Source organism: Pseudomonas sp. PDM26, from assembly GCF_019219185.1.
GTDB lineage: Bacteria > Pseudomonadota > Gammaproteobacteria > Pseudomonadales > Pseudomonadaceae > Aquipseudomonas.
In genome coordinates, this window is sequence record NZ_JAHUWC010000011.1 from 22112 (window position 1) to 35084 (window position 12973).

A 12973-nucleotide genomic window follows, 5' to 3' on the forward strand; every position below is an offset into this window, starting at 1 on the left:
GGACCTTGCCATCATCCATCAACGGCAGAAGCCCTAGTACGCCGCGCGATAGATCCTTTCGATATCGACGGCACTCAACTTACGAGGATTGTTACGCATCAAACGCTCGATCCCCGCCGCTTCCACCGCCATGGACGGGATGGCGTCCTCGGGTACACCGAAACTGCGCAGACCCTGGGGAATTTCCACGGTGGCACACAGTTCGGTCATGGCTTGCACGGCTTTGTCGGCCGCTTCGTTGGTGCTCAAGTGAGCGGTCTTCACGCCCATGGCCTCGGCGATATCCTGCATGCGTTCGATGCAGGCCATCTTGTTCCAGGTCATGACATGGGGCAGTAGCAAGGCATTACTGACACCATGGGCAATATTGAAACGCCCGCCCAGCGGATACGCCAGCGCATGCACCGCGCCAACCCCGGCATTGCCGAACGCCATGCCAGCCATCAGGCTGGCGGTGGCCATGTCTTCCCGGGCTTGCAGGTTCGACGGGTTGGCGTAGGCCTTGGGCAAAGCCCTGGCGATCAACTTGATGGCACCGATGGCCAGGGAGTCGGTAATCGGCGAGGCATTGACCGATAGATAGGACTCGATGGCATGCACCAGCGCATCGACGCCGCTGGCCGCCGTGACGCTGCGCGGACAGGTCAGGGTCATTTGCGGACTGACCAGCGCCACGTCCGGCAACAAGTAGTCGCTGACGATACCCTTCTTCAGTTGCGCGACCTTGTCGGAAAGTATGGCGACGTTGGTCACCTCCGAGCCGGTACCAGCCGTGGTCGGGATGGCGATCAGCGGCGGGCCTTTGCGCGGGACCTGATCGATACCGAACAGATCCTCCAGCGCACCGTGGTATCCGGCATAGGCCGCCACGCTCTTGGCAATGTCGATGGCACTGCCACCGCCCAGGCCGATCAAGCCGTCATGCCCGCCGTCGCGATAGACCTGCATGCAATCTTCGACGATGGAAATTTCCGGGTCCGGCAGTACCCGGTCGAAAATCTCGTAGCTGCGTTCGCCCAGCTGCGCCAGTGCCAGCTCTACTGTGCCGGACTTCACCAAAGCGACATCAGTGACGATCAGTGGGTTGTCGATGTCCAGACGCGCCAGCTCGGAAGACAATTGCTCGATGGCACCTGCGCCGGTGATCAGTTTGTGAGCGATTTTGAAAGAGGAAAGACTCATGTGCGCAGCCTCTTATAGATCGGGGAGCTGGGCACAATAGTAGCTGGGGATTGCGGGTTGTCTTCTATTCAGGCGGTGAATGACCGACCCTGCCGAAAACCACCAAAAACACCTGTAGGAGCGAGCCTGCTCGCGATGAATCTGAGAGCGCCGCGGGGTGTCAGATTTCCCGCGGTATCGTTGAAGTTCATCGCGAGCAGGCTCGCTCCTACAGGTGATCGGGGTGATCCGTCAGACCTGCGCAGTACGCAGTTTCTCGCTTCGCCCGCGCAGCCATTCCAGGGTCAGCAACAGGATCACCGAGAAGGCAATCAGCAGCGTCGCGGCGGCAGCGATGGTCGGGCTGAGGTTTTCGCGGATGCCGCTGAACATCTGCCGTGGCAGGGTCGCTTGTTCGGGACCTGCGAGGAACAGCGTCACCACCACTTCATCGAACGAAGTCGCGAAGGCGAACAACGCCCCCGAGATCACGCCCGGCGCGATCAGCGGTAAGGTTACCCGGCGGAACGTTGTCAATGGCGAAGCGCCCAGGCTCGCAGCGGCCCGCACCAGGTTGTGGTTGAACCCCTGCAACGTCGCCGACACGGTAATGATCACAAACGGCACACCCAACACCGCATGCACGACGATCAGCGAGGTATAGCTGTTGCCAAATCCCAGTGGAGCGAAGGTCAGGTAACTGGCCACACCAATGATCACCACCGGCACCACCATCGGCGAAATCACTAGCGCCATCACCAGCGGCTTGCCCGGAAAATCGCCGCGGGTCAGGCCAATCGCCGCCAGCGTGCCGAAGATCATCGCCAGTACCGTCGCTGCCGGGGCCACGATGATGCTGTTCTTCAACGAACGCATCCATTCCGCCGAGGCAAAGAAGTCCTGGTACCAGTGCAGCGAAAAGCCTTGCAGCGGATAGACCAGAAAACTCCCCGAATTGAACGACAGCGGAATGATCACCAGTACCGGCAGGATCAGGAACAACAGAATCAAGCCGCAGAGAATCCGCAAGCTGTAGAACCACACCCGTTCGATGGGCGACATATAAGGACTCAGCATTTCGTTCTCCCCTTAGCTCAGGCGCAGGCGGCTGGCGCCCACCAGCCAGCTGTAAATCAGATAAAGCACCACAGTCGCCAGCAGCAACAATCCACCTAGCGCGGTCGCCATGCCCCAGTTGATGCTGGTGTTGGTGTAGAAGGCGACGAAGTAGCTGACCATTTGATCGTTAGGGCTGCCCAGCAATGCCGGGGTGATGTAGTAGCCGATGGCGAGGATGAACACCAACAGGCAACCGGCGCCGACACCGGCATAGGTCTGCGGGAAGTACACCCGCCAGAAACTGGCAAACGGATGGCAGCCGAGGGAGATCGCGGCACGCATGTAGGTCGGAGAGATGCCTTTCATCACGCTGTAGATCGGCAGGATCATGAACGGCAGCAGGATGTGCACCATTGAGATGTAGACACCGACGCGGTTGAACACCAGCTCGATCGGCTTATCGATGATGCCCATGGCCATCAGGCCGCTGTTGATCAAGCCACCCGATTGCAGCAATACGATCCACGCCGCGACCCGTACCAGAATCGACGTCCAGAACGGCAACAGCACCAGAATCATCAGCAGGTTGCTCTGGCGCGACGGCAGGTTCGCCAACAGGTAAGCCAGGGGATACGCCAGCACCAGGCAGATCACGGTGATGATCAGGCCCATCCAGAAGGTGCGGGCGAAGATGTCGAGGTAGATCGCCTGGTCCGGGGTGGCCGGGGCGATTTCGCCGAGGTCGTCGATGCGATGATCGACGGCCGCCAGCAGGTAATACGGAGTGATGCTGCTGGTGTTGCGGCGTACCGCTTGCCAGTAGGCCGGGTCGCCCCAACGCTCATCGAGGCCTTCCAGCGCTTCTTTATAAGAAGCCGGCTCAGTGGCGAGCGGCAAGGCGCGGGCGGTTTTGGTCAGGAGGCTGCGGTAGCCGGCCAGTTCCATGTTCAGGCGCTTGGACAGATCGCCCAGGGTCTGGTTCTTGCGAGCCTGGGCGAGGTCTTCGGCCGCTGCTTTGTAAACCGGTTCAGCGGGCAGGCCGCGGCCGTCCCAACTGGCGATGGCGGTCACGGTGCGCGGCATGCCGCCGACCACTTCCGGGTTGCCAACGCTTTTGTAGAGCAGCGCCACGATCGGCACCAGGAACACCAGCAACAGAAACAGCACCAGCGGCGCGATCAACGCCTGGGCCTTCCAGCGGTTAACCCGCTCGGCGTGCTTGAGCCGCTGCTTCAAGGTGGGGCTGGTGCCCTCGTTCAGGGGAACGGCGATAGCCATGACGTACTCCGGGAATCTTTGAATGGGCGGCACCACCCACGGTGGTGCCGCATTACATCAACACTCATGAAACACACCGCCCCTGCAGGAGCTGTCGAGTGCAACGAGGCTGCGATCTCTTGATCCTGGAAAGGCAAAATCAAAAGATCGCAGCCTTCGGCAGCTCCTACGGGCGAAGGATTACTTCGCAGCCCAGGAATTGAAGCGCTGCTCCAGTTGCTCGCCGTTGTCAGCCCAGAAGCTGACGTCGATCTGCACCTGGTTGGCGATGTTTTCCGGGGTGGTCGGCATGTCTTTCAGGACATCCTTGGACAGCAACGGTACGGCTTGGGTGTTGGCCGGGCCGTAGGCGATGTTTTCCGAGTAGGTCTTCTGCTGTTGTGGCATCACCGAATAAGCGATGAACTTCTTCGCCGCTTCGGCCCGTGCCTTGTCCAGACCTTTCGGAATGGCCCATGCGTCGAAATCGTAGATGCCACCGTTCCACACGACTTTCAGGTTGCTTTCTTTTTGTACGGCAGCGATCCGGCCGTTGTAGGCCGAGCTCATGACCACGTCACCGGAAGCGAGGTATTGCGGCGGTTGTGCGCCGGCTTCCCACCACTGGATGTTCGGCTTGAGTTCATCGAGCTTCTTGAATGCGCGGTCCTGACCGTCTTTGCCGGCCAGCACTTTGTAGACGTCTTTCGGCGCAACGCCGTCGGCCATCAGTGCGAATTCCAGGGTGTACTTGGCGCCTTTACGCAGGCCACGCTTGCCCGGGAACTGCTTGGTGTCCCAGAAATCCACCCAACTGGTCGGTGCGGTTTTCAGCTTGTCGGCGTTGTAGGCCAGCACAGTCGACCACACGAAGAAACCCACGCCGCAAGGCTGGATGGCGCCCTTGACGTAGTCTTCGGTCTTGCCGAACAACTTCGGATCGAGCTGCTCGAACATGTCTTCGTCGCAGCCACGGGACAGCTCCGGCGACTCAACCTCTACCAGATCCCAGGACACGCTTTTGGTGTCGACCATGGCCTTGACCTTGGCCATTTCGCCGTTGTACTCGCCGGCCACGATCTTGCCGTTACCTGCCGCTTCCCACGGTGCGTAGAAGGCTTTGACCTGAGCCGCCTTGTTCGCCCCGCCAAAGGACACCACGGTCAGGTCCGGGCCGGCCGCCATTGCGTGTGCCGCGCCCATCATGCCCAGTGCCAAAGCGGTGAATTTCAGGGATCTCAACATTTATTGTTCTCTCCACGTGCAGGGTTGGTGTTGGTATTGCGGGGCGATCAGTTCGCCTCTAGAAGAGGGTCGAGCGCGCGAACGTGTTCGACCTCCCAGCCAAGCGGTACCACGTCGCCGACGGCGAGCGAGGGATCAAGCTCGGCAATCGGTTGTTTCACGAAGAAGTCGGTCTTGCCACAGACTTCCATGCGAACCCGGACGTGGTCGCCCAGATAGATGAATTCCTCGACTCGCCCGGAGAAGCGGTTGACGCATTGGTCGCTGGAGCCATTGAGGCTCACTCGCTCCGGACGAATGGACAGGGTCACCGGCTCGCCGGTCTGACCGACGTTGACCGCCAGGGCTTCCACCTTTTCACCGCGTCCGAGCTCGACAATGCAACGGTCGCCCGTTTGACTGTGCAGGCGACCATTGAGGCGGTTGTTCTCGCCGATGAAGTTGGCGACGAAGGTGTTCTTCGGCTCTTCGTAGAGGGTGCGCGGCGGAGCTATCTGCTGGATTTCGCCCTGGTGGAACACCGCCACTCGGTCGGACATGGTCAAGGCTTCGCCCTGATCGTGGGTCACGTAGACCACGGTGACGCCCAGGCGCTGGTGCAGGTGCTTGATCTCCATCTGCATGTGTTCACGCAGTTGTTTGTCGAGTGCACCAAGGGGTTCATCCATCAGCACCAGTTGTGGCTCGAACACCAGCGCCCGGGCCAATGCCACACGCTGTTGCTGACCGCCGGAGAGCTGCGCCGGGTAACGCTGGGCGAAGGCATCGAGCTGAACCATGCTCAGCACACGCTTGACCCGGGCACTGACGTCGCTCTTGTTCATGCCGCGTACGGTCAGCGGGAACGCCAGGTTCTCGGCCACCGTCATGTGCGGGAACAATGCATAGTTCTGAAATACCATGCCGATGTCGCGCTTGTGCGGCGGCACGTTGTTAATGGCACGCCCGGCCAACAGGATTTCGCCCGCGGTCGGCGTTTCGAAGCCGGCGAGCATCATCAGGCTGGTGGTCTTGCCGGAGCCGGACGGTCCGAGCAAGGTGAGGAATTCGCCTTTGCGAATGTCCAGGTTGAGGTCTTTGACGATCAGGTTCTCGCCGTCGTAGCTCTTCTGCACTCCACGAAAGCTGACCAGAACATCATTGGCCCCTGCACTTGAATCGACCTGGCTCATACCCACACCTTTGTTATTGATGACTGCTGTGGGATTAAGCCTAGTGGACGCTGGGGACCACGCAAATCGGGGGGCAAGAGAGATTGGCCTCAGCCGGATGGAAGGCTGGGGGTAGGGATTGCCCTACAAGGATGGCGCGTTTTGGCAAATGTAGTGGCGAGTGGTCGGCTGCAAGCCACAAGTCACGGCAAAAGCAGCGTCAGGGCGCGTCGCAAATGGATATGCCCCACTGGACCTGTAGGAGCGGGCTTGCCCGCGAAAGCGGTGTGTCAGTCGGCATATTCGTGTCTGATATACCGTCTTCGCGAGCAAGCTCGCTCCTACAGATTCCGCGCAGTGGTTTAGAGGAGCTTGTGTTCCATCGCGTACTTCACCAGTTCCGCCAACGAGGTGATGTTGAGCTTTTGCATCAGCCGCGCCTTGTGGGTGCTGATGGTCTTGCTGCTCAGCGCCAGTTGCTGGGCGATGTCGTTGACGTTGGCGCCCTGGGCCAAGCGTTCGAACACAGAAAATTCGCGCTCGGAGAGCAACGAATGCAATGGACGCGAGTCGGTCAGGCCGACCTCGAAGACCATGCGGTCGGCCAGTTCCGGGTCGATATAACGCCCGCCTGACGCCACTTTGCGAATGGCCGTCAGTAACAGTGCCGGATCACTGTCCTTGGTTGCATAACCGGCGGCCCCGACCTTCAGCGCCCGCGCGGCCATCTGCGCTTCGTCGTGCATCGACAACACCAGGATCGCCGGCGGATTATTCAGGGCGCGAATCCGCGGAATCGCTTCCAGACCGTTGACGCCTGGCATGGAGATGTCCAGCAACACCACTTCGCAGGGCACGTGACGCAAGGTGTCGAGCAACTGCTCGCCATTGCTCGCCTCCCCCACCACCAGCAAATCCTTGGCCAGGCCAATCAACTGCTTGATGCCTTCACGGACGATGGTGTGATCTTCGGCTACCAGTACACGGATCACGTTCTTCTCCAGATTCAAGATCTATCGCGAGCAGGCTCGCTCCCGCAGGGGGTTTATGAACACTTCAGCCCCCCATGTGGGAGCGGGCTTGCCCGCGAAGGCGTCAGTCCATACAGCATAAAAATGTCAGGCACCACCCAACGGCACCCGCACACTCAGTGTTGTGCCCTCACCCGGTTCACTCTCAAGCAACAACTCCCCGCCCAGGATCAACACCCGCTCGCGCATGCCTACAATCCCGAAGGATGTTGGCCTGCCAGGCGCGGCGACAAATCCTACACCGTCATCGCTGACCGTCAGACACAACTCGTCACCTTCCAGCGCCAGCGTCAGTTCAACAGTATGCGCCTGGGCGTGGCGCATGACATTGGTCAGCGCTTCCTGAAGGATCCGGAACAGGCCGATAGCCTTGGCGTCGCTGAGCACCGGAAGATTGTCCGGCACCTGCACCAGACACGGGATCTGCGTGCGCGCCTCAAACCGTCGGGCCTGCCATTCGATGGCCGAGGCAATACCCGCATCGAGAATCGGCGGGCGCAATGCAGTCGCCACGTCGCGAACCAATTGGAAGAGTTGAGCGATCAGGCGCTTCATGCTGCCCAGGCGCTCGTTAAGGCCTGGATCGAGTTGCGCGTAAGCCAGTTCGCACATGGAGGTTTCCAGCTTGAGCACGGTCAGCATCTGACCCAGCTCATCGTGAACTTCCCGGGCGATGCGCGCTTTTTCTTCTTCGCGCACGCTTTCCAGGTGCGCGGACAACTCACGCAGTTGTTCCCGGGAGCTGGCCAGTTCAAGCTCGATGCGCTTGCTCTCGCTGATGTCCCAGACGATACCGTCCCAGACATAGGCTCCGTCTTCCAGCCGACGGGTGATGGCCTTGATTTCCGCCCAGCGCTGCTCGCCCTGGCGCGTGAGAATTCGACCTTGCCACGACCAGTCGCTGTCGGTATCCAGCGCATGATCCTGGGTCTGGTGATAGCTGGCCCTGTCATCCGGATGCACGAGGCTGCGCAGGCCTTTGTCGCGATGCGCCAGCGTGGCCGGCGAATAACCCACCAGGCTTTCGCTGCCTTCGCTGATGTAGGCAAAGTCGATCTGACCGGTCACCGGCGCCCGCTCAAGGCGGAATACCAGCCCCGGAACATTGGCGGCGATGCCTTGCAGCCGCGCCTCGCTTTCCTGCAAGGCGGCCAGGGCGCGGCGCCGCTCGGTGACGTCGTTGAGGTAAACCACCAGGTATTCGCTATCGCGAAAGCGCAGAAAACTCAACGAAACATCGGTCGGCAGAATGCTGCCGTCGGCGCGCACGCAATTGGTTTCGAAGCTTTGCGGGCCGTCTTCACTGGCCCTGGCGCGCTTCCACAGGTTCAGCCAGCGGTCCATGTGCAGGCCGGGTTCGAAATCGATCAAGGGCCGATCAATGATCCCGCCAGCCGGATAGCCAAGCATGCTTTCCGCCGCGCGGTTGGCGTAGCGCACGTGGCTGTCCCAGTTGACCCAGAGAATGCCGACGGTGCTTTGATCGATGGAAAACTGGGTGAGCCGCAACGCCTCTTCGCTGGCGGCGCGCAAGGCAATGTCTTCCTGCGCGGCCATCAAGCGTTGTTCCAGGCTGTGCTGCTGGCGACGTTGCCAGAACACGATAGCCATGCAACTCAACGCCAGCACAGCCAGCAACAGGCAGAGGTTTTGCCAGAACCCCCGAGACTCGGTGAGCCGCGGATACTTGGGTTGCAGCCATTGATTGTGCAATTGCTCCAGATCCTTGGCCGGGATCGCCCGCAATGCACTTTCGACGATGCCCGCCAGTTCCGGCTTGTCGCGACGTGTGGCCACTCGCAGCAGCTGCGGCAGGCCGACATCCCCGACCACCACCAACCCGGCGAACTCCGGCTCGACGGACAGTCGGCCCAATTGCGCCTCATCAACCACCGCATAACCCGCCTGCTGGCCAGTCAGCAATTGCAATGCCTGACGTTCCATCGGGACGCCTTGCAGATTCAGGTGCGGATAGTTGCTACGCAGGTAATCGGCGATGGCGCTGGGCATGCGCACGGCGACGCGGGTCTGGCTGTCGAGCTTTTCCAGTTCGACAGCGCCGGCGCTTTTCTGGTCGCTGACCACCAGTTGCGGCACTCGCATGTAAGGGTCGGAAAACTGCCAGAGGCGCAATCCGCCAGGGGTTTGGGTCAGCCCCGGGGCGATGTCGATTTCGCCCTCGCGTGCAGCCGCCTCCAGTTGTTCAAGATCGGAAAAGTTGCGCCAGCTCAGTTCGACGTTGAGGGCCTTTGCCAGCCACTTCATCAAGTCGACATTCACCCCGGACAGGCGCTGCAAGCGGCGATCATATTGCGCATAGGGCGCCTGCAACACCACGCCGACCCGCAATTCGTCCTGCTGCGCCAGCCAGTGCTGTTGTTTCGGGGTCAGTTGGGCAACGTACTCCGGGGGCATGGCCGCCGCCCAACCCATCAAGGGAAACCACAAACAGCCGATAACCCACAGGCAGCGTAAACGCATCATTGAACTCTCACACACTGACAAATACTGACCAACCCATTAGGCTGCCGGAACAACTTCTGGCCTGGAATATCCGATGCCCCCTGTCTACCGCCTGGCACTGCCAGCATTGTGCCTGTCGCTGATCCTGCCATGCGCTTTTTCCGTCGAGGCGGCCGACCCGGCGCCTGCAGCAGCAGAAAAAACCGCCGAAGAAAAACCACTCGAACGTCAGCCGTTGCCTGAGCGTAGTCAGGAAGAAGCGACTGCACTTGAACGAAAAATTCCGGCTCAGGAACAGCAACAACTGCAAGCGGGCACCGACACGTTTCTGGCCTTGTGGAAACCGGCCAATACCGCCGACCCCAAAGGCGCGGTGATTATCATCCCCGGCGCCGGCGAAACCGTTGACTGGCCGCAAGTGGTTGGCCCTTTGCGGCGCAAACTGCCGGACGCCGAGTGGAGCAGCCTGAGTATCACCTTGCCGGACCTGCAAAGCGACGCCATTGCGCCACGAATCGTGGAAGCAGCGCCGGCTCCCAAGGGCCCCGAAACCGGCAGCAAAGACTCGACCACCGCGGCCCCCATCGAACAGGTGGCCGGTGGCGAGGCCGATGTGGCCGACAAGGTCATCGCCGAAACCACTGAGGAGCAGTCCAAGGCCGATGCCGAGCGCATCTTCGCCCGGATCGACGCCGCACTCGCCTTCGCCGAACAGCAAAGCGCCCGCAGTATCGTGGTGTTGGGGCATGGTTCCGGCGCCTATTGGGCCGCGCGCTATCTGAGCGAGAAGCAGCCATCGCAGGTCGGAAAGCTGGTGATGGTTGCTGCCCGGACACCGGTAGCGGCAAAGCCCGAGTTGGCGGAGCTGACCACGACCCTGAAACTGCCGACCGCGGATATTTACTACAAGGACAAAGCGCCAGATCGCAACGCAGCACTGGAACGCCTGCAGGCCAGCAAGCGCTTGAAGTCATCGGCATTCAGCCAGGTCGCCCTCAAGGCGTTGCCGGATAGCAGGGCCGAACAGGAGCAACTGTTCCGGCGGGTACGGGGTTGGTTGAATCCGCAGAACCCGGCGGACTGACAGACCGAGGCGCCTCATTCGCGAGCAAGCCCTGACAGCACAAATCCTTTCTGCTAACGAAAATCCCGCCGCTCCCGAATCAGCGTGTAGGCGTTATGCAGCTCACGCGTTCGCTCGGTAGCCTCACGCACCTGCAACGCCGTCGCGCCACTGCCGGCAATCTTGTCCGGATGATGGCGACTGAGCAGACGCCGATAGGCACGCTTGATCTGCGCCGGTTCAGTGGTGGCCGACACCCCCAAGAGCCTCAAGGCGTCCTGATAACTTGGCACGCTGTTGGCCAATGGCCGCTTCTGCGGCTCATAGTCGTGGGCCAGCGCCTGCACCTTGTGTGGCGTCCAGCCCAGCCACTGGCCCCATTGGCCGATCAACTCACGCTCGCTGCTGCCGGCACGACCATCGGCCCAGACCATTCGCCAGCAGGCGCGCAACACGCCCTCCGCCGCATGGGGCTGGGCACTCAGGCGACGCAGATAACCGCGTAGCCGGTCGCGGCCCGATTTGCCGCGATTGAACGCAGCAATCGCACGACGCTGGGCCGGCTCGGACATGTCCAGCGCACGCATTTCCGCTCGGGCCTGATCGATGTGCCCGGCCATCACCTGGCCATCGCACTTGGCCAGGCGCCCCAACAGGACAAACAGTAATTCATCGTTACGCAATACCGGGCGACCGCCCAGTTTTTCCCGCAAGTGCCCCCAGCTCTGCAGGTGCAAGCGCCGGTCCAGCGCCTGCCCCAACAATGCGCCTAGCATGGCCCCCGGAAAGCTGGCTATGGCAAAACCCGCTCCGGCTCCGATCAGAGTCCCTGGCCATAGCATGTCAGCGGCTCGCTTCTATTAATGTTTCAACTTCGGCCAGACGCTCGTGAGTGCCGACATCGACCCAGTGCCCCCTCAATTGCTCGCCGGTCACCTGCCCCTCAGCCATGGCTTTGCGCAACAGCGGAGCGAGCTTGAAGGCCCCCGCGGTGCAACCGTCGAACAGCTGCGGATGCAACACGGCGATGCCGCTGTAGGTCAGAGTGTCGGCTTGCGGCTGCCCGTCGGTCACCCGGGTTCCGACCAGGCTGAAGTCCCCGGCCGGATGATGGGGCGGGTTGCTGGCCAGTACCAGGTGCGCCAGGCCGTTGATGGGCTGATGCAGCACGCTGAAGTCGTAATCGGTCCAGATGTCGCCATTGACCACCACAAACGCTTCATCCCCCAGCAACGGCAATGCGCGGAAAATCCCGCCGCCGGTCTCCAGGGGCTCACCTTCCGCCGAGTACTGAATGCTCACGCCATAGCGCGATCCATCGCCCAGGTAGTCTTCGATCTGCCGACCAAGCCAGGCGTGATTGATCACGATGTCGGTAAACCCGGCCGCGGCCAGTGCCCGCAGGTGATATTCGATCAGCGGCACGCCGCCTGCACGAACCAGCGGTTTTGGCGTGGTCAGGGTCAGCGGGCGCATGCGCTCGCCTTTGCCCGCAGCCAGAATCATTGCCTTCATGCTTTCACTCCGGCGCGCAGACTGGCCAGCAACACATCCAGCTCGGCCAGTTCAGGGCGGCGAGCGATCACCGCGTCTATGTACGCAAAGAAACGTGGCACATCGCCCAGATAACGCGGTTTGCCGTCGCGATGGCAGATGCGCGCAAAAATGCCGATGACTTTCAGATGGCGTTGCACACCCATCAAATCGCTGGCCCGCAGGAAGTCCTCGAAGTCGGGCTGAACCGGTATTCCGAGGGCGCCCGCTTGCTGCCAGTAGCTTTCGAGCCAGCCGTGAACGCGTTCTTGCGGCCAGCTGAGAAATGCATCCTTGAACAGGCAGGTCACGTCGTAGGTCACCGGGCCATACACCGCATCCTGGAAATCCAGCACACCGGGATTGGGCTCGCTGAGCATCAGGTTGCGCGGCATGTAGTCGCGATGCACCAGGACTTTTGGCTGTGCCAGGGCACTGTCGATCAACAGGTTGCTGACCTGCTGCCAGAGCACTTGTTGCGCCGCGTCGAATTCGATGCCCAATTCACGCTTCACGTACCACTCGGGGAACAGTTCCAGCTCACGACGCAGCAAGGCCACGTCATAGCTCGGCAATGGCGCAATCATCGGCAACTGCTGGAAAGCCAGCAATGCTTGCAGGGCATCGTTGAACAAATTGTCGGCATTTTCGCTGTCGATGACGTCCAGATAGGTCTTGTTGCCCAGGTCATTGAGCAAAAGAAAACCGCGTTCGAGATCTTCGGCATAAATTTTCGGCACATTTATTCCGGATTTCGCCAGCAAAAAGGCGATATCCACGAAGGGTTTACAGTTTTCCTGGGGTGGCGGCGCGTCCATCACGATGAAACTTTTGCCACCGCCTTCCCAGCGAAAATACCGCCGGAAACTCGCGTCGCTGCTGGCCGCAGTCAACGTGGACGGGGGGACGGCGCCCCAACGTTGCTCGGCGAAAAAGGTCGCCAATTGTTCATCGAGCCAAACTTTCAGGTGTTGCAAGCGTACATCTTGATCAGGCATTGCAAGGGTCTC

Annotated in this window: 11 protein-coding genes; 1 reads left to right on the forward strand and 10 read right to left on the reverse strand. The window is 60.8% G+C overall.

The annotated features are described in order from the left end of the window. Positions 1 to 33: 33 nt before the first annotated feature. The 7 genes from KW849_RS20840 to KW849_RS20870 all read right to left on the reverse strand — a co-directional run bounded on the left by KW849_RS20840 (position 34) and on the right by KW849_RS20870 (position 9388). Positions 34 to 1182: an iron-containing alcohol dehydrogenase gene (locus KW849_RS20840; RefSeq protein ID WP_218431069.1), complete on the reverse strand. Its 1149-nt coding sequence runs from the start codon at positions 1180 to 1182 to the stop codon at positions 34 to 36. Between the two features lie 231 nt (positions 1183 to 1413). After that, a complete protein-coding gene (locus tag KW849_RS20845) occupies positions 1414 to 2238 on the reverse strand; it encodes an ABC transporter permease (RefSeq protein ID WP_007986034.1) in 825 nt (274 codons plus the stop codon). Between the two features lie 12 nt (positions 2239 to 2250). Next, positions 2251 to 3498: an ABC transporter permease gene (locus KW849_RS20850; protein WP_218431070.1), complete on the reverse strand. Its 1248-nt coding sequence runs from the start codon at positions 3496 to 3498 to the stop codon at positions 2251 to 2253. Positions 3499 to 3678: 180 nt separating this feature from the next. After that, a complete protein-coding gene (locus KW849_RS20855; protein ID WP_218431071.1) occupies positions 3679 to 4722 on the reverse strand; it encodes an ABC transporter substrate-binding protein in 1044 nt (347 codons plus the stop codon). Between the two features lie 47 nt (positions 4723 to 4769). Then, on the reverse strand, positions 4770 to 5894 hold the full coding sequence (locus tag KW849_RS20860; protein WP_108216894.1) for an ABC transporter ATP-binding protein: 1125 nt from the start codon (positions 5892 to 5894) through the stop codon (positions 4770 to 4772). Positions 5895 to 6235: 341 nt separating this feature from the next. Further along, positions 6236 to 6865: a response regulator transcription factor gene (locus tag KW849_RS20865; RefSeq protein ID WP_008051638.1), complete on the reverse strand. Its 630-nt coding sequence runs from the start codon at positions 6863 to 6865 to the stop codon at positions 6236 to 6238. 126 nt (positions 6866 to 6991) lie between these two features. Then, positions 6992 to 9388, reverse strand: coding sequence for a PAS domain S-box protein (locus KW849_RS20870; protein WP_218431072.1), 2397 nt, complete (start codon positions 9386 to 9388; stop codon positions 6992 to 6994). Positions 9389 to 9461: 73 nt separating this feature from the next. Here KW849_RS20870 and KW849_RS20875 point away from each other — a divergent pair, with 73 nt between their 5' ends. Continuing rightward, complete coding sequence (locus tag KW849_RS20875; RefSeq protein WP_218431073.1) at positions 9462 to 10451, forward strand: alpha/beta hydrolase family protein; 990 nt, start codon at positions 9462 to 9464, stop codon at positions 10449 to 10451. A 53-nt stretch (positions 10452 to 10504) separates the two neighbouring features. Here the strand turns inward: KW849_RS20875 and KW849_RS20880 are convergent, their stop codons facing one another. From KW849_RS20880 to KW849_RS20890, 3 genes are read right to left on the reverse strand one after another with little or no spacing between them, the layout of a single operon-like run. Next, positions 10505 to 11272: a TerB family tellurite resistance protein gene (locus tag KW849_RS20880; protein ID WP_218431074.1), complete on the reverse strand. Its 768-nt coding sequence runs from the start codon at positions 11270 to 11272 to the stop codon at positions 10505 to 10507. A 1-nt stretch (position 11273) separates the two neighbouring features. Then, positions 11274 to 11945 (reverse strand): N-acetylmuramate alpha-1-phosphate uridylyltransferase MurU, encoded by a 672-nt coding sequence (gene murU / locus KW849_RS20885; RefSeq protein ID WP_218431075.1) that lies wholly within the window; start codon positions 11943 to 11945, stop codon positions 11274 to 11276. Next, on the reverse strand, positions 11942 to 12961 hold the full coding sequence (locus KW849_RS20890; RefSeq protein WP_218431076.1) for an aminoglycoside phosphotransferase family protein: 1020 nt from the start codon (positions 12959 to 12961) through the stop codon (positions 11942 to 11944). Before KW849_RS20890 ends, murU begins: the two co-directional genes overlap by 4 nt. Positions 12962 to 12973 lie beyond the last annotated feature (12 nt).

What these genes read in the sequence shown, in the direction of transcription:
- KW849_RS20840 (WP_218431069.1), bottom strand. Translation starts at nt 1,182, where the DNA reads ATGAGTCTTTCCTCTTTCAAAATCGCTCACAAACTGATCACCGGCGCA.
- KW849_RS20845 (WP_007986034.1), bottom strand. Translation starts at nt 2,238, where the DNA reads ATGCTGAGTCCTTATATGTCGCCCATCGAACGGGTGTGGTTCTACAGC.
- KW849_RS20850 (WP_218431070.1), bottom strand. Translation starts at nt 3,498, where the DNA reads ATGGCTATCGCCGTTCCCCTGAACGAGGGCACCAGCCCCACCTTGAAG.
- KW849_RS20855 (WP_218431071.1), bottom strand. Translation starts at nt 4,722, where the DNA reads ATGTTGAGATCCCTGAAATTCACCGCTTTGGCACTGGGCATGATGGGC.
- KW849_RS20860 (WP_108216894.1), bottom strand. Translation starts at nt 5,894, where the DNA reads ATGAGCCAGGTCGATTCAAGTGCAGGGGCCAATGATGTTCTGGTCAGC.
- KW849_RS20870 (WP_218431072.1), bottom strand. Translation starts at nt 9,388, where the DNA reads ATGATGCGTTTACGCTGCCTGTGGGTTATCGGCTGTTTGTGGTTTCCC.
- KW849_RS20875 (WP_218431073.1), top strand. Translation starts at nt 9,462, where the DNA reads ATGCCCCCTGTCTACCGCCTGGCACTGCCAGCATTGTGCCTGTCGCTG.
- KW849_RS20880 (WP_218431074.1), bottom strand. Translation starts at nt 11,272, where the DNA reads ATGCTATGGCCAGGGACTCTGATCGGAGCCGGAGCGGGTTTTGCCATA.
- murU (WP_218431075.1), bottom strand. Translation starts at nt 11,945, where the DNA reads ATGAAGGCAATGATTCTGGCTGCGGGCAAAGGCGAGCGCATGCGCCCG.
- KW849_RS20890 (WP_218431076.1), bottom strand. Translation starts at nt 12,961, where the DNA reads ATGCCTGATCAAGATGTACGCTTGCAACACCTGAAAGTTTGGCTCGAT.